Source organism: Streptomyces bicolor (genome assembly GCF_000719285.1).
Taxonomy (GTDB): domain Bacteria; phylum Actinomycetota; class Actinomycetes; order Streptomycetales; family Streptomycetaceae; genus Streptomyces; species Streptomyces bicolor.
In genome coordinates, this window is the sequence record NZ_JOFS01000028.1 from 80,728 (window position 1) to 95,638 (window position 14,911).

Sequence of the window (14,911 nt, forward strand, 5' to 3'; positions counted from 1 at the left end):
TCGCTGGTGGACGGGCGAGGACCGAAATGTCTGTGCCAATGGCCCACCCTATGCGAGGTCACTTGAGCCAGTCTCCTCGGTGATGCTGCAATGGAGCGGTCGATGGCGCTGCGGACCTCCGCGGCGCCTTTTTCATGCCGAAGCGGAAGGGGCGGTCAGCAGTGCTGAAGAGGGTGTTCGTGGCGCCGGACCCGGGGCGGGCGCGGCTGCGCTTCGCCGCGCGGGCCGTTCTCGGCGTCGGGCTCGCGGTGATCGTCTGCGGGTTCGCCGGACATTCCCTCGTCGGCGCCGTCACCGGCGGTCTCGCGGCGCTGCTCGCCCTGTTCACCGTCACCGATGCCACGGTCCGCGGACAGGCGGTCACCACCGCGCTGCTGCCGCTCGTCGGCCTCCCCGTCCTCGCGGCGGCGGCCGAGCTGCACGACCACCCGGTCGCCCGGGACCTCACCTTCCTCGCCGTGGTCGGCGCCGGCGTGTACGCCCGCCGCTGGGGGCCGCGCGGGCACAGCCTCGGCGTGTTCGCGTTCATGACCTTCTTCGTGGCGCAGTTCCTCCGGGCGACCCCGCGGCAGCTGCCCGAGCTGTACGCCGCCGTCCTGCTGTCCCTGCTCACCGCGTCCGCGGTGCGCTTCGGGCTGTGGTGCTACGAACGCCGTACGCCCCCGGCGCCCGTACCCGCACCGCCGGGCGGGAGCGGACTGGCCCGGGTGACCACGCGCCAGGCCATCCAGGCCACCGTCGGCGCGGGCTTCGCCCTCGTCGTGGGACAGCTGCTGTCCGGGGAGCGCTGGTACTGGGCCGTCGGCGCCACCTGGTGGATCTTCGTCAACACCACCTCGCGCGGCGAGACCCTGGTCCGCGGCTTCCGCCGGGTCCTCGGTACGGTGATCGGCATCGGACTCGGCCTGCTCGTCGCCGTGCCGCTGCACGGGGCGGTGGTCCCGACGGCCGCGCTCCTCGCCGTCTGTGTCTTCGGCATCTTCTACACCGCCGCGGTCTCCTACACCTGGATGATGCTCTGCGTCACGGTGCTCGCCGAGCTTCTCTACGGCCTCCTGGGCGTCCTCGATCCCGCCCTGCTGGCGCTGCGGCTCGCGGAGACCGGCGTCGGGGCGGTCGGTGCAGTGCTGGCCGTGCTGTTCGTCCTGCCCGTCACCACCCACACCATCACCGACGCCTGGATCCAGCGCGCCCTGCGCTGCGTCCACGCCGCCACCGCCGAGGCCGCCGCACGCCTCGCCGGCGACGAGGCCGCCGACCCGGCCTCGCGGGTGGCCGAGCTGGAGCAGCTGCTGGCTCGGGTACGGCTCTCGGTCGCCCCGCTGGTGCACCCGCTCAACCCGATGCCGGCCCGCAAGCGGCGCGCCCGTCGTGTGCTGGCCCTGCTCGACGACTGCGCCCGCGAGATCCGCGGCCTGGCCGCCGTCGCCGCCGACCCGGAGGCCTCGCACGACGCCCGCCTGGCCGCCGCGTGCTGGCGAGTGGAGGCCGCGGTCGAGGCGCTCACCGGCGGCACGGACGTCACCGCCCCCACCGCGCGGCCGGCCGAGTCGGACCCGGCGCTGGCCCACCTGCACGGCCTGGAGCGGGCCCTGGCCGAACTGGCCCAGCCTCTGCGCACCCGGTCCGCCTCACGGCTCGTGGCGCAGCAGCCGTAGGGCATTCGGTTTCAGCCGAGACCGTATCGAATGAGTGGACGACGGTACGGTGGCGCCGCATGACCGCCGACGTCCCGAGTCCCGCCACCGCCTCACGGGCCACCGACCGCCGGGCGACGCCTCGCTTTTCGCGCTCGGCCTCTTGCCGCGCCGGGCGCACTGGCGCGCGGCCGCGGTGATGAGCGAGGCACTCCGCCCGCTCGGCTCGAGTTGCGGCACTTCGCCGTGCTGATCGTGCTGGTCAACGAGGGGCCCACGGTGCAGCGGGATCTGGAGGCGGCGACCGGGTCGGACAAGGCCGGGATCATGCGCTGATGGATCTGCTGACCCGGTTCGCCCATCCCCCGGACGTCCAGACGTAGACGCGCCCGCATGCCGGCGCGCCCGCGCGACGGTCGCCGTTCGCGTGGGCGCGGTGCGGGGTCTGCGCGGGGGAGGGCCTGTGTGGGGTCTGCGCCGGGAGGGCTGTGCGGCGAGGCGTCGGCGAGGTCCTGTCACCCCCGGAGGAGTTCCTACTCTTCTGCGGGATGCCGATCGGGTTCGAGGACGCCGCTGTGGACCACGTCGGCACGCGCCGGGCTCCGCTCGACGAGACGCTCACGGTCGTCGACGGTTGGTGAAGCCGCCCGGTCGCAGAGGACCAAGGCGTCGCCGACGAAGCGCTCGCCTCGCCCACACCCCTGAGGCGACCGCCTCTCCTGGCCCACCCCCTATATGGACATGTTGCTTTATCGGCCCCACGAGGGTGGATCAGGCGCCCCGCCGGGTAACTCCGCGCCAGTGGACGTCCTGCGACCCGCGAGCCGCGCGGGAGCGGCCCGCGGGTGAGCCCGGTGGGGTGTGCCGTACGGAACTCCCCCTGCGGCACGGGCCTCTTGGTCTAGACCGATGCTGATCCACTGCTACCGTCGCCCCGGACGGCACCCGACCGGAAAGGGGACAGCGGTGGCAGACATCGGCAGACGGGGAGGACGGGCCTACATCGGGTCGTTCACGGCGGCCGGTGGCCAGGGCATCACCACGGCCGCCGTGAACGGGGGCAGCGGCGCGCTGACCGTACTGAGCGGCGTCGACGACCTGCCCGACCCCGCGTACCTGGCCCTCTCGCCCGAGGGCGACACGCTCTACGCCGTCAGCGAGACGGCCGAGGGCGCGGTGGCCGCCTATCGCGTGACCGGGGAGACACCGAAGCCGCTCGGACCGCCGGTGCCTGTGGGCGGCAGTGGGCCCGTGCACCTCAGCCTGTTCGCCGGCCACGTCCTGACCGCCAACTACGGGTCCGGCAGCGTCAGTGCCGTCCCCCTCCGCGCCGACGGCAGCCTCGCGGACGCCCCGTCCGCCGTCCTCCGGCACGCCGGCTCAGGCCCGCACACGCCCCGCCAGCAGGGCCCGCACGCCCACCAGGTCCAGCCCGACCCCAGCGGCCGCTGGGCCGTCAGCGTCGACCTCGGCACCGACTCCGTGCGGGTGTGCGCCCTGGCCGGGGGCACGCTCGACCTGTACCGCGAGATCGCCCTTCGGCCGGGCTCCGGCCCCCGCCACCTGGCCTTCCATCCGCACGGCAGGTACGCCTACGTCCTCAACGAGCTCACCCCCAGCGTCACCGTCTGCCACTGGGACGCCGACGACGGGACGCTCAAGCCCCTGGTCGAGTCGCCGGTCCTGCCGGGCACCCCGGCCGGCGACGCCTATCCCTCGGCGATCGTCGCCTCGCCCGACGGCCGCTTCGTGTGGACCGCGACACGCGGCGAGGACGTGCTGTCCACCTTCTGCGTCGAGGGTGACGAACTGAGGCTGACCGGGACGGTCACCTGCGCCGGGCACTGGCCGCGCGCCATCACCGAGGCGGGAGGGTTCCTGTACGTCGCGAACGAGCGCTCCGGCGACGTGTCCTGGTTCGCCCTGGACCCGGACACGGGACTGCCGCGCTACGAGGGCTCGATCGAGGCACCCGCGGCGTCCTGCGTGGTCATCGGACCGGAGACGGCCGGCGAATGACCGTACGCCGAAGGCCCGCTCCCAGGTGCGGAGCGGGCCTTCGGCGTGACGACTGAGGCTGAGCCTGCGCGTCCGCGTCAGCGAACCGGCGTGCCCTGCGGCTGCTGCGGGGCGATGCCCAGCGCCGTCGTGTACTTCGACAGGGCGAGCTTGCCGATCGCCGGGTACGGGCCGAGCGCCTCGGCGGCGGAGCAGCCCGCCTCCTGCGCGGCCTCCGCGACCAGGCTCGGGTCGATCTCCGGCCCTATCAGGTACGGCGCCAGCGCCAGCTGCTGCGAGCCCGAGGACCGCAGCTGCTCGGCCACGGCCGCGATCGAGCCGTCCTGGTCCAGGGCCGCCGCCATCACCGGAACGGCCAGGCGCGCGGCGAGCAGCATGCCGGTGATCCCGGCGGCCTGCACGGCCTCCTCGCCGCCGACGGAGGCCAGGATGATGCCGTCCGCTGCGGTGGCCACCGTGAACAGGCGGGCACGGTCGGCGCGGGCCAGACCGGCCTCCGAGAGACGTACGTGCAGCGCCTCCGCGAGCAGCGGGTGCGGGCCCAGCACATCGGTCAGGTCCGCCGCCACCCGGCTGTCCATCACGGCCTGGCGGATGACGCGCAGCAGCGCGTTGTCCGGACCGGCCAGCAGCGGCACGACGACGGCGACGGGGCCCTCGGGCTGCTTGGCCTCCACCCCTGCGGCGAGCGCCTGCTCATAGCGGGCGGTGCGCTCGTCGGCCGCGTGCACGAGCACCGACTGGAGCGTGGGGAACTCCACGTCATCACCGTCGACGTACCCGATCCGGGCGTCGAGACCGGGGAGCTCGGAGCGGGCGATGCTCACGACCTCCTCGGCGAGGCCGCGGGTGGCGGCGCTCGGCGTGCCCGGCACCGCGAGAACGAGCGCGGGCGCGCCCTCGGGAGCCGCCAGGGGCTCGGGTCGGCGGTGCCGCCCGGGCTGACGAGGTCGCGGCATTCGTACTGGCAGGCCGGACGCGGGCCCAGTGGGGGAGCTCATGGCGAGGCATGTTACTGGCTTCCTGGGCTCCCCTGTTCGGGGAGGGTGCAGGTGAGCGGCATCCGTCCGCTTTTGTCTGATTGAGTTACCTGCGGTGCGGAACCGAACGGCCTGGGGGATCAGTCCCCCTTTCCGGTCACCACGGAGAACAGCCGCTCGTCACTCGGCAGGGTGAGCGCGCCCCTCGCCAGATCGGTCGCGATCCGCACCGACCCCAGCAGCGGATCCCCGGCGGCCGGCACCCGCCGTGCGTGCGGCAGCCGCTTCGACAACTCCTCTTCCAGAGGCACGACCAGAGGGTCGCCCATCTTGAACAGGCCGCCGGTGAGTGCGACTTGGGGTTCCCCGGCGCCGGGGCACACGGCTGCCGCGGACTCGGCCATGTGCCGGGCGGCGGCGCGCAGGATCTCCGCGGCGACCGGATCGACGTCGGCGCAGGCGGCCACATGGGGCGCGAAGGAGGCGAGGACGGCGGGCCGGTCCGGGCGCGGATACAGCTTGCCGGGCAGGCCCTGCACCGGGCCGAACAGCTCCTCGGCGCGGGCCAGCAGCCCGATCGACCCGCCTGCCCGCCCGTCGTTCGCGCGCAGCGCCGCCTCCAGCCCCGCCCGCCCGATCCAGGCACCGCTGCCGCAGTCGCCGAGCAGATGCCCCCAGCCGTCGGCACGGCGCCAGCGCGTCAGATCCGTGCCCGTCGCGATCAGCCCCGTACCGGCGGCGACGACGGCACCCGGCCGGGACCCGAGGGCTCCGGCATAGGCGGTGACGGCGTCGGCGACGAGAGCGACCCGCCCGATGCCGAACTCCCGCGCCAGCGCGGCCGGCAGTTCGGCGCGCAGGGCATCACCCAGCGTGGCGAGCCCGGCGGCGCCGATCACGGCCGTTCCCAGCCGATCGGCACCGGCCTCGGCGGTCATCGACCGCACCATGGGTACCAGTTGCTCCATCAGGTGCCCGGGGTCGATACCCCGGTCCCCGGTGCGTACCGGATCGCTGGACTCCCGTCGGGCCGTCGCACCCCGGCCGACGGTCCCGACGACCACGCGCAGGCCCGAGCCTCCGGAGTCGACGGCGAGGAAACCGGGGGTGACCCCGCGGATGTCGGGGTGGAGTGGGCCCGGGACGGGAGAGGGGCCGCTCAGGCTGTCCGGCCCGGCGGCCACCTGGGGCGACCCGTCCCCCGTCCCGCTCACGGCAGGCGCCAGTCCACCGGTTGGCCGCCCTGCCGGATCAGCAGGTCGTTGGCCCGGCTGAACGGGCGGGAGCCGAAGAACCCGCGGTCGGCGGACATGGGGGACGGGTGCGCGGACTCCACCGACGGGAGGTTGCCGAGCAGCGGGCGGAGGTTGCGGGCGTCGCGGCCCCACAGGATGGAGACCAGCGGCTTGCCGCGCCCGGCCAGCGCGCGTATGGCCTGCTCGGTGACCTCCTCCCAGCCCTTGCCGCGGTGGGCGGCGGGTTTGCGAGGGGCTGTGGTGAGCGCCCTGTTGAGCAGCAGCACGCCCTGCTGGGTCCACGGCGTCAGATCGCCGTTGGACGGCTGCGGCAGCCCCAGGTCGGTGTTCAGCTCCCGGTAGATGTTGATGAGGCTGCCGGGCAGCGGACGCACGTCGGGCGCGACCGAGAACGACAACCCCACGGCATGTCCCGGTGTCGGGTACGGGTCCTGTCCGACGATCAGGACCCGCACCTCGTCGAAGGGCTGCTGGAAGGCCCGCAGGACGTTCGGTCCGGCCGGCAGATAGGTGCGCCCCGCGGCGATCTCCGCGCGCAGGAAGTCGCCCATCGCGGCGATCCGTTCGGCAACGGGTTCCAGGGCCTTCGCCCAGCCCGGTTCGACGATTTCATGCAAAGGTCGTGGTGCCACGGGCGTCACCCTACTGCCGTGGCGGAGGCGGCGATCAACCAGTGGCCAAGGCCCGCCCCACAACCCGCCCGTAAGCGCTGACGGCTCATCCGATCACCGCGGCCCGCACACACAGCACGTCCGGCAGATGCGACGTCAGCTGCTGCCAGCTGTCTCCGTCGTCGGCCGAAGCGAACACCTCGCCGTTGCGGTTGCCGAAGTACACGCCGGCCGGGTCCGCGTCGTCCGTGCACATCGCGTCGCGCAGCACCGTGCCGTAGTGGTCCTCCTGCGGCAGGCCCGCCGACAGCGGCTCCCAGGTCTTGCCCGCGTCCGCCGTACGGAAGACGCGACATCGCCGGTCGGCCGGTACGCGGTCGGAGTCGGCGTTGATCGGGAACACGTACGCCGTCTCGCCGCGGTGGGGGTGGGCGGCCGCCGCGAAGCCGAACGTGGACGGCAGGCCCTCGCCGATGTCCGTCCAGTGCGCGCCCGCGTCGTCGCTGCGGTACACGCCCCAGTGGTTCTGCAGATAGAGACGGTCAGGAGTCGTGGCGTCCTGCGCGATCTTGTGCACGCACTGGCCGAATTCCGGGTTCGGATCCGGCAGGAACACCGCGGAGACACCGGAGTTGGACGGAGCCCAGCTCGCGCCGCCGTCGACGGTCCTGAACACCCCGGCCGTCGATACGGCGACCGTCACGGCCTTCGGGTCGCGCTTGTCCGTGATCACGGTGTGCAGGCCCTCACCGCCGCCACCCGGGACCCACTTCGACCGGGTCGGGTGCTCCCACAGCGGGCGGACGAGGTCGAAGGTCTCGCCGCGGTCCTCCGAGCGGTACAGCGCGGCCGGTTCCGTGCCCGCGTACACCACGTCCGGCTCCGCGGCCGCCGGGTGCAACTGCCACACCCGCTCCAGCGAGGCCTCCGTGTCCTTCGGGAACTTGACCGCCGGCTGCGCCGGTTCGGTCCAGGTGCGCCCGAGGTCGTCGGAGTGGAACACGGACGGGCCCCAGTGCGCGCTGTCGCCGCCCGCGAGCAGCCGCGGACGCTCACCCCTCGTGTCGATGGCGACCGAGTACACCGCCTGCGCGTTGAAGTACGGACTCTCGTCGAACTCCCAGGTGCCACCTCGCCTCCGCCCGATGAACAAGCCTTTGCGTGTGCCCACGGCCAGCATTACCTCGGTCATGCCGATCACCTCCGCGACGCCTTTGTCTCAGACACGGGCCAGTCTGCACCCCGGCACTGACAGTCACCCGTGGAAAGGCCTGCATCGCAGGTCAGGGCGGCGAGGATAGCTGGCCGCCACGAGCCGCGGGGCAGTTTCGCGAAGTCGCCCGCGAGGCCCGGAGAGCCCGTGTGACGCTCGACTCAGGGTGCGTGCAGTGAGCAACCGACTGCCCTCTCCCGTATGGAAGAGGGGTCGGTCCGGCATGTTCGTGTGCTCATGAGGAGGAAGCCTTCGATGGCGTTCCGTGGTCCGAAGGTGTGGCTGTGGCGGTGGCGGCGCAATCCGCTCAAGCGCCGGGCCGATGCGGCGGAGGCCTGGGTACTGCTCGCCGCCTGGGTGCTCACCGTCCTCACCGGAGTGCTGGCCGGCCTGGGGACGGCGAGCACGGTCGAGCAGGGCATGGCGAGGGAGCGCGTGGAGTGGCGGCCGGTCGTCGCCCTGCTCACCGAGCAGGCACCCGGCACGGCCGACTCGCGCACCGGCACGTCGAGCGGCGCGACCGTGTGGGCGAAGGTCCGCTGGAGCGCGCCGGAGGGTGCCACGCACACCGGACAGGCCCGCGTCCGGCCCGGCAGCGGCGTCGGCACACCGGTCACCGTCTGGACGGACCCACAGGGCCGCCTGGTCACCAAGCCGGCCACCCCGTCCGAGGCCCGCTCACGGGCCGCCCTGGTCGGCGGCCTCGCCGGCCTGTGCGCCGCGTCCGTCCCCTTCGTCGCGGGCCGCGCCCTGCGCAGCCGTCTGGAGAGCCGGCGCATCGACCAGTGGGGCTACGAGTGGGCGCGGTTCGGGCCGCTGTGGGGTGGGCGGACGACGGGGTGAAGACCGCACGGTGGGCCGGTGCGGATGGTGGTCGCCGTGTCGGCTCGGGCACAGCTTTCGGTCATAGGCCCTCGGTACGTCGTGCTCCCTGACGGGGGATGTCGGGCGCCCACCAATCCGCCTTCGCCTCACTCCCCGCCCGGCAACGCCCGCCCCAGGATCCCGTCCACGTCCGCGGCGTCCGGCAGCGTCCCGAACGCATGCCCCCAGTCGCCGCCCAGCCGGGTCGCGCAGAAGGCGTCGGCGACCGCGGCGGGGGCGTGGCGGACCAGCAGGGAGGCCTGGAGGGTCAGGGCCATGAGCTCGACCAGACGGCGGGCGCCGGCCTCGGAACCGGCGGTCAGCAGGCCCTTGAGGCGGGTGACGGACGCGTCCAGCCGGGTGTCCGCCCCCTGTGCCAGGTCGAGTTCGGCGAAGAGCGCCTCGGCCGTGCCCGGCTCCCTGCTCAACGCCCGCAGCACGTCGAGGGCGTTGACGTTCCCCGAGCCCTCCCAGATCGACAGCAGCGGAGCCTCGCGGTAGTGGCGCGGCATGCCGGACTCCTCGACGTAGCCGTTGCCGCCGAGGCACTCCAGAGCCTCCGCGGTGAAGGCCGGACCCCGCTTGGTGACCCAGTACTTGCCGACTGCCGTGGCGATCCGGCGGAACGCCGCCTCGCCCCCGTCCGCGCCCTCCCCGCGCACCGTCCGGTCGGCCGCGCCGGCCAGCCGTAGTGTGAGCGTCGTGGCGGCCTCGGACTCCAGCGCGAGGTCGGCGAGGACGTTGCGCATCAGCGGCTGTTCGATCAGCCGCGCCCCGAACGCGCTGCGGTGCCGCACATGGTGGCCCGCCTCCACGAGCGTCTTGCGCATCAGCGTCGCCGAGGACATCACGCAGTCCAATCGGGTGCAGTTGACCATCTCGATGATCGTCTTTACGCCCCGTCCCTCCGGACCGACCAGCCAGGCGACGGTTCCGTCGAACTCGGGCTCGGAGGAGGCGTTGGATCGGTTGCCCAGCTTGTCCTTCAGGCGCTGGATGCGGAAGGTGTTGCGGCTGCCGTCGGGCAGGACGCGCGGCACGAGGAAGCAGGACAGGCCGCCGGGAGCCTGCGCCAGCACCAGGAAGACGTCGCACATGGGCGCCGAGGTGAACCACTTGTGCCCACGCAGGGTGTAAACGCCCGGCTCTGCGCTCGGCCACGCCGTGGTCGTGTTCGTGCGGACGTCGGAGCCGCCCTGCTTCTCGGTCATCCCCATGCCCGCGAGCAGGCCCCGCTTCCGGGTCGGCACGCGCAGGCCGGGGTCGTACTCCCGGCTGGTCAGCAGGGGTTCGTAGACCTTCGCGAGCTCGGGCTGCCTGCGCAGCACGGGGACGGCGGCGTACGTCATCGACGTCGGACAGCCGTGTCCCGCCTCGGTGTGCCCCCACACCAGTCCGCCCGCGGTCCGGGCGACATGGGCGCCGGGCCGCTCGTCCCCCCAGGGCGCCGCCGCGAGCCCCTCGGCGACCGCCACCCGCAGCAGGTGGTGCCAGCTCGGATGGAACTCGACCTCGTCGACACGATGGCCGTACCGGTCGTGCGTACGCAGCTCGGGCTCGAAGCGGTTGGCCTGCTCACCCCACTCCTGCGCCTCGGCGCTGCCGGCCCGCCGCCCGAGCCGCCGGATGTCCTCCTCGGCCCAGGCGGCGCCCTCACGGCGCAGCCCTTCGAGGAGGGCCGCGTCCTCGGACGCGTCGTAGGGAGTCAGGGGCGGGGGCTGGTTGGTGACGTCGTGCGTGGCGTACTGCCCGGACGACGGCTCCTGCGCGGCTTCGGGCTGGTCCTGGGCGAGTATCGAGTCCATGGCGTCAGTGTTGCACCATCGCTGCGAGTGCAGCAATCCTGTAATACGCAACGCCGGCCCGTACAGTCGTGAGCATGCCGAACAACGCGTCACCGCAGGCCGACGAGGTGGAGCTGCGCCCGCTGTCCGCCCGGTCGGTCGTCCTGAGCCTGCTGCTGGGGCTGCATCCGCCCGAGCTGCCGGTGAAGGACCTGGTGCGCAGCGTGGAGCCGTTCGGCATCGCGGGATCCACCGTGCGGGCCGCCCTCAGCCGGATGGTGGCGGCCGGAGACCTGCGGCGCGCGGACACGGTCCACCGGCTCAGCGACCGCCTCCTCGACCGCCAGCGCCGCCAGGACGAGGCCGTCCACCCCGAGACCGTGCCCTGGGCCGGCGACTGGGAGATGGTGGTGGTCACGGCCACGGGCCGGGGCCCCGCCGAACGCGCGGAGCTGCGCACCGAGTTGACCCGGCTGCGGCTCGCCGAGCTGCGCGAGGGCGTCTGGCTGCGGCCCGCGAACCTGCTCCGCCCGCTGCCGGGCGACCTCGGCCAGGTCGCCGAGTGCTGCACGGCTCGCCCCGACCGCCCCGCGCGCGAGCTGGCCGCGAGCCTGTGGCCGCTGGACGCGTGGAGCCGGACGGGAAACGCCCTGCTCGCCCATGTCGCCCGCGCGCGGCATCCCTCCGACCGCTTCACCGCGTTCGCGGCCGTGGTACGGCACCTGCTCGCCGACCCGGTGCTGCCGCCCGAACTCCTCCCGGCCGACTGGCCGGGCGAGCGGCTGCGCGCCGCGTACGCCGACTATCGGCGGGAGCTGGCGGAGGACGTACGCGCGCGTGAGGGCCGATAGCCGGACGATGACGTACGCGCGCGTGCCCGCCGAGAACGCCGCGGCGGCCGTACGGAGTGCCGTGCGGGGACGCTCCGTACGGCCGCCTTCACCGTGGGGGGACTGCCTGCGGCCGGGCTCTACCTGTAGGTGATGTCCGAGCTGGAGTACAGGCAGTTCGTGCTGTCCGGGCCTGTGCCCACGGCCGTGTTGTTGTTGTACTTCTGGCAGGGGATGACCTTGCGACCGGCATCGTTGAGGATCGTGATGCCGCGCAGCGTCGCCACGTCGCCCCGGTTGACGTTGATGCCGACCAGGCGTGCCGTGGATCCGGTGCCGGTGACCTCTATGTTGCTGAGGTTGACCTTGCGCGTGTACTGCGTGGAGCAGTCGCCGCACGAGCGGTACAGCGTCTTGAACTCGCTGACGGCGAAGTTGGAGATGTTCAGCGTGCCGGGGCCGTTGTGCTGGAAGACCTTGTCGGCCGCCTTCTTCGCGCCGCCACCGGTCACCGTGTAGGTGGAGCCGCCGCGGAAGGTGGCCGCATCCTCGCCCACGTCCTCCCACCACACGTTCTGCAGCGTGCAGTTGCCCTCGCAGTGGATGCCGTCGGCGCCGGGCGCGCCGATGATGACGTTCTTCAGCGTCGCGCCGGCCGCGAGCTTGAAGATCGGGTCCTGGCCCTCCTCCTGGCCGTCGCCGGCCAGGTCGCCACTGCCGTAGTACCGCTTCATCCCGCCGTCAACGACGCCGGAGACGGGGATCGTGGCGCTCACCGGCTGGCTGCTGGTGGGCGTCGGCCAGGTGGCGGCGCTCACAGGCGGGCCGACTGTCGTGATCATGACAGACGCGAGGCCGAGTGCGGCCAGACCGCCGGTCAGTGCGCGCCGGCGGGCGCGGGGCTTTGCTGGTGAAGTCATGTCCCGTATGCCTTCTTCCAGTTGGGGGGTGGTCAGATCTTTCCGGTGCCCGCGCCGGACGTCACCGAGGCGACGACGGTGGACGCGGACTCGGCGGTGTAGCCGTAGGGCGGCGTGGTGAAGGTGCCGGCCTGGGAGATCTCGGTCGCGGCCCCGCCGAGATCGTTGCCGCGCAGATTGGCGTAGCCGTCGACGTCACTGCTGCGGTTCGTGGTCACAGCGATCTTCGTGTCGCGGAAGACGTTGTTCTCCACGAGCATCTGGGCGCCCATGCGCGAGTGGCAGGCGGTGTCGGCGCCGGCCACGTAGTTGTTGTAGAAGTGCCCGGTACCGAAGCGCAGGCTGGGGATGCGCGAGTAGACGTTGCTGAAGTGGTTGTGGTGGTACGTCACCTTCAGGTGCCCGGTGTCCTCGCTCGCGTTGTTGTCGCTGTGTCCGACCAGCGAGCCCTTGAAGTGGTCCTTGAAGGTGTTCCAGGACACCGTGACGTTGTCCGAGCCGTGATTGATGTCCAGCAGGCCGTCGTAGTAGTCCTTGTCGTGATCGCGGTCGGCCGAGAAGGAGTTGTGGTCGATCCACACCTTCGTCGACGCCTGCACCGTGATGCCGTCGGACGGCGCCACCGGCTTGCTGATGTTCAGGTTCCGGACGACGACGTTGGTGACGTTCTTCAGCCGCAGCCCGCCCCCGGTGAACCCGGACGACGAACCCACGCCCAGCACTGTCGTGTTGGAGCCGACATCGACCTGACCGCTCAGTGAGATCAGGCCGTTGACCCGTACGACCTTGGCCGAGTTGCCGGTCACCGCCGACCTGAAGGCGTCCAGCGTCGAGACGGTGACCGCCGAGGCGCTGCCGCCACCGGTCGTTCCGGCGCCGAACCCGATCGGCGAGGTCTCGGCCGCCCCGGCCTGGGTGGGCAGGACCATGACAGCCGCAGTGGCGAGAGCGGCTGCGGCGGCCGTCGCCAGTGCGGTTCTTTGCGGGCGTGCACGTGGGGGGAGAGTTCGCATGCGGGTGCGTCCCTTCGGGAGGACTGACACGATCATGTACGTGAACTATGCGCATCATATAGAACGCCACGCGCGGACAGTGTGGCCAGTGGGGGGTTCTGTGGAGCGGCTCGGTCACACTGTTGGACGGAACGTAGGGGGCAAGCGCTTTCTAGTCAACGCTTTGCGCAGAAGAATTCGCGTCGGGCGAGGTGGGAGGCGAGAGCTCCGCGAGCTGGCGTGGGAGCGCTTCCATGATGGATGTGTCCATGTCACGATGCCTTTCTCGTCGAACCACGTCCACGAGCCGTGACCAGAAGGGACAAGGACGTGCCCACCCCCATCCGCACGACCGTGAAGAGACCGCTCCGGACGCAACTCGCCACCCTCATCGGAGCGCTCCTGCCGCTGCTCGCGGCACTGCTCGTCACCGCCCCGGCGGCCTCCGCTCGCACCGAGGCGTCCGACGCCGCCCCCACCGCGACGCTCACCGAGGTCACCGACTTCGGCGCGAACCCCAGCAACCTGCGGATGTACCTGTACGTGCCGGACAGCGTCACCGCCCACCCGGCGGTCCTGGTCGCCGTGCACTGGTGCACCGGTTCCGGGCCCGACATGTACAACGGCACCGAGTACGACACGCTCGCCGACCAGTACGGCTACATCGTGATCTACCCGTCCGTCACCCGCAGCAGCAAGTGCTTCGACGTCTCCTCGCCCCAGGCGCTCAGGCGCGACGGCGGCAGCGACCCGGTCGGCATCAAGTCCATGGTCGACTGGGTCACCCGCACCTACGACGCCGACACCAGCCGGGTCTTCGCCACCGGAATCTCCTCCGGCGCGATGATGACCAACGTCCTGCTCGGCGACTACCCGGACGTGTTCGCCGCGGGCGCCGCCTTCTCCGGCGTCCCCTTCGGCTGCTTCGCCACCACCGACGGCTCGGAGTGGAACAGCGCGTGCGCCCAGGGCACGGTCACCCGCACCGCGCAGGAGTGGGGCGACATCGCTCGCGCCGCGTACCCCGGTTACACCAGGCCCCGGCCCCGAATGCAGCTGTGGCACGGCACCGAGGACGACGTCCTGCGCTACCCCAACTTCGGGGAGATGATCAAGCAGTGGACCAACGTCCAGGGAGTCGGTCAGACCCCGGCCGCCACGGACACACCCCAGTCCGGCTGGACCCGCACCCGCTACGGCGGCACCGGTGACCGGGCCCCCGTGGAGGCGATCAGCCTCCAGGGCGTCGGCCACAACCTCTACAGCAACGGCATGGCGGCCCGCGTCCTCACCTTCTTCGGCCTGGACGGCGGCGGACCCGCCCCCCAGCCCCAGCCCGGCGCCTGCAAGGTGACCGTCACCACCAACGCCTGGAACACGGGCCTGACCGCCTCGCTGACGCTCACCAACACCGGCACGACGTCGATCAACGGCTGGCAGCTCGGCTTTACCCTGCCCGCCGGCCAGGCCATCACCAACGGGTGGGGAGCCACCTACACCCCGGCCTCCGGCGCGGTGACGGCGACCAACGCCTCGTACAACGTGACGCTCGCGCCAGGAGCGAGCGTCGGCATCGGCTACCAGGCGAACCACACCGGCAACAGCGTGGCACCGGGCGCCTTCACCCTCAATGGGACAACCTGCACGGCCGGTTGACGGGGGGACACGCGGCGTGGCCGGAGCGTGAGCGCCGGTCACGCCGATCCGCCCGCACTATGCGACGCGCCTCGGCCCCCCGGGCGCCCAGGCAAGCCCAGCCCGGCGCCCCGGTGGGCGGATGACATGCCGTTTTGCGGGAACCCGGG

12 protein-coding genes are annotated in these 14,911 nt (G+C 72.4%); 5 read left to right on the forward strand and 7 right to left on the reverse strand.

The window, feature by feature from the left end:
* The first annotated feature begins 161 nt into the window (after positions 1 to 161).
* Both IF78_RS0130695 and IF78_RS0130710 read left to right on the forward strand, forming a co-directional pair.
* A complete protein-coding gene (locus tag IF78_RS0130695; protein ID WP_031481645.1) occupies positions 162 to 1,658 on the forward strand; it encodes an FUSC family protein in 1,497 nt (498 codons plus the stop codon).
* 945 nt (positions 1,659 to 2,603) lie between these two features.
* Positions 2,604 to 3,656, forward strand: a complete 1,053-nt coding sequence (locus IF78_RS0130710; RefSeq protein WP_031481647.1) for a lactonase family protein — start codon at positions 2,604 to 2,606, stop codon at positions 3,654 to 3,656.
* 77 nt (positions 3,657 to 3,733) lie between these two features.
* Here the strand turns inward: IF78_RS0130710 and IF78_RS0130715 are convergent, their stop codons facing one another.
* From IF78_RS0130715 to IF78_RS0130730, 4 genes are all read right to left on the reverse strand, one after another.
* Positions 3,734 to 4,657: a sirohydrochlorin chelatase gene (locus IF78_RS0130715; protein WP_107050045.1), complete on the reverse strand. Its 924-nt coding sequence runs from the start codon at positions 4,655 to 4,657 to the stop codon at positions 3,734 to 3,736.
* Between the two features lie 119 nt (positions 4,658 to 4,776).
* A complete protein-coding gene (locus tag IF78_RS0130720) occupies positions 4,777 to 5,757 on the reverse strand; it encodes an N-acetylglucosamine kinase (RefSeq protein ID WP_031481651.1) in 981 nt (326 codons plus the stop codon).
* Between the two features lie 89 nt (positions 5,758 to 5,846).
* Positions 5,847 to 6,524 carry a uracil-DNA glycosylase gene (locus IF78_RS0130725; protein ID WP_031481653.1) on the reverse strand — a complete coding sequence of 226 codons (678 nt, stop codon included), beginning with the start codon at positions 6,522 to 6,524 and terminating at the stop codon, positions 5,847 to 5,849.
* A gap of 85 nt (positions 6,525 to 6,609) precedes the next feature.
* Positions 6,610 to 7,695 (reverse strand): WD40/YVTN/BNR-like repeat-containing protein, encoded by a 1,086-nt coding sequence (locus IF78_RS0130730; RefSeq protein WP_031481655.1) that lies wholly within the window; start codon positions 7,693 to 7,695, stop codon positions 6,610 to 6,612.
* Positions 7,696 to 7,971: 276 nt separating this feature from the next.
* On the opposite strand from IF78_RS0130730, the gene IF78_RS0130735 reads away from it, so the two are divergent.
* On the forward strand, positions 7,972 to 8,559 hold the full coding sequence (locus IF78_RS0130735) for an Rv1733c family protein (RefSeq protein ID WP_031481657.1): 588 nt from the start codon (positions 7,972 to 7,974) through the stop codon (positions 8,557 to 8,559).
* A 128-nt stretch (positions 8,560 to 8,687) separates the two neighbouring features.
* On the opposite strand, the gene IF78_RS0130740 is transcribed toward IF78_RS0130735, so the two are convergent.
* Positions 8,688 to 10,385 carry a DNA alkylation response protein gene (locus IF78_RS0130740; protein ID WP_031481659.1) on the reverse strand — a complete coding sequence of 566 codons (1,698 nt, stop codon included), beginning with the start codon at positions 10,383 to 10,385 and terminating at the stop codon, positions 8,688 to 8,690.
* A 74-nt stretch (positions 10,386 to 10,459) separates the two neighbouring features.
* Here IF78_RS0130740 and IF78_RS0130745 point away from each other — a divergent pair, with 74 nt between their 5' ends.
* Entirely contained in the window at positions 10,460 to 11,215 is a 756-nt protein-coding gene (locus IF78_RS0130745; RefSeq protein ID WP_031481661.1) for a PaaX family transcriptional regulator C-terminal domain-containing protein, read from the forward strand.
* Positions 11,216 to 11,334: 119 nt separating this feature from the next.
* Here the strand turns inward: IF78_RS0130745 and IF78_RS0130750 are convergent, their stop codons facing one another.
* Positions 11,335 to 12,114 carry a pectate lyase gene (locus IF78_RS0130750; RefSeq protein ID WP_031481663.1) on the reverse strand — a complete coding sequence of 260 codons (780 nt, stop codon included), beginning with the start codon at positions 12,112 to 12,114 and terminating at the stop codon, positions 11,335 to 11,337.
* A gap of 32 nt (positions 12,115 to 12,146) precedes the next feature.
* Positions 12,147 to 13,127, reverse strand: coding sequence for a pectate lyase family protein (locus IF78_RS0130755; RefSeq protein ID WP_031481665.1), 981 nt, complete (start codon positions 13,125 to 13,127; stop codon positions 12,147 to 12,149).
* A gap of 309 nt (positions 13,128 to 13,436) precedes the next feature.
* Between IF78_RS0130755 and IF78_RS0130760 the strand changes: the two genes are divergently transcribed.
* Entirely contained in the window at positions 13,437 to 14,762 is a 1,326-nt protein-coding gene (locus IF78_RS0130760) for an extracellular catalytic domain type 1 short-chain-length polyhydroxyalkanoate depolymerase (RefSeq protein WP_051828306.1), read from the forward strand.
* The last annotated feature ends 149 nt before the right edge of the window (positions 14,763 to 14,911 follow it).